The organism is Variovorax sp. P1_H12_2 (assembly GCF_056405335.1).
Map to the genome: position 1 here is coordinate 1 of NZ_JBFUCI010000766.1, position 1,162 is coordinate 1,162.

Genomic DNA, 1,162 nt, shown 5'->3' on the forward strand with positions numbered 1-1,162 from the left:
CAGGCGGTGCGCAGCCGTGCCGCGGCACTGCTGGCACGGGCCCGGGCCGGAGAATCGAAGTGGTTCACGATCGGCGCCGACGACGCCCTCGAGGACACCGCGCGCACGGTCGCCGAAGTCACGCGCGACCGCTATGCCTGGGGCCCGATCCCGTACCACAGCCGCTGGCGCCATTTCGAGGCCGGCGGCGTCAACCGGGTCGCCGCGCTCGACCGGTTGCTCGGCGACGTCGATGCGAGCCAGCGCGCCCGCGCCCACATCGACCTCGTGCTGGTCAGCGTGCTGCTCGACGCCGGCGCCGGCCCCAACTGGCACTACTTCGAAGCCGCCGGCCGCCAGCGCTTCACGCGTTCCGAGGGCCTCGGTGTCGCAAGCTTCCATGCCTTCACGAGCGGACTGTTCTCGTCCAACCCCGACCACCCGCTGCAGGCCGACGCCGCCGGCTTGCGCGCGCTGGTGACCGATCGGCTCGGGGACGCCTTCCAGGTCAGCGCGGTCAATCCGCTGGTCGGGCTGGCGGGCCGCGCCACGCTGCTGCGCCGGCTCGGCGAGGCGATGAGCGAGCAGCCCGAGGTGTTCGGCGACGACGGCCGACCCGGCGGGCTGTTCGATGCGCTGGTGGGCCCCTATGGCCCGGCGGCGGCGCCGACCGCGGAGATCACGGCGCACCAGATCCTGTCGCTGCTGCTCGAATCGCTGTCCGGCATCTGGCCGGCCGCCAATGCGATCGACAGCATCGCGGCCGACGGCAGCGACGCGTCCGGCGCCTTCGGCTCGGGCGACCCGGCGCTCGCGCTCGGCGACTGCTGGCGCCACAGCGCGGTCCGCGGCCCCGGTCTCACCAACGGCTGGATGCCCTTCCACAAGCTCTCGCAGTGGCTCAGCTACTCGATGCTCGAGCCCTTCGAGTGGGCCGGCGTCAAGGTGCGCCACGTCGAGGCGCTGACCGCCCTGCCCGAATACCGCAACGGCGGCCTGCTGATCGACTGCGGCCTGATCGTGCCGCGCAGCCCCGCGCTGCTCGAGCGCGACTGGAAGGTCGGCGACGAATTCATCGTCGAGTGGCGCGCGCTGACCGTCGCGCTGCTCGACGAGGTCGCCGCCCGGGTACGCAAGGTGATGGAGCTCAGCGAGGAAGAGTTGCCGCTGGCCCGCGTCCTCG

1 protein-coding gene is annotated in these 1,162 nt (G+C 72.7%); it reads left to right on the top strand.

Annotated elements, in window-relative coordinates:
- Window positions 1–1,162, top strand: a 1,162-nt coding sequence (locus AC1D2K_RS34980) for a DUF1688 family protein (protein WP_478095050.1), incomplete at both ends; no start/stop codon positions are given.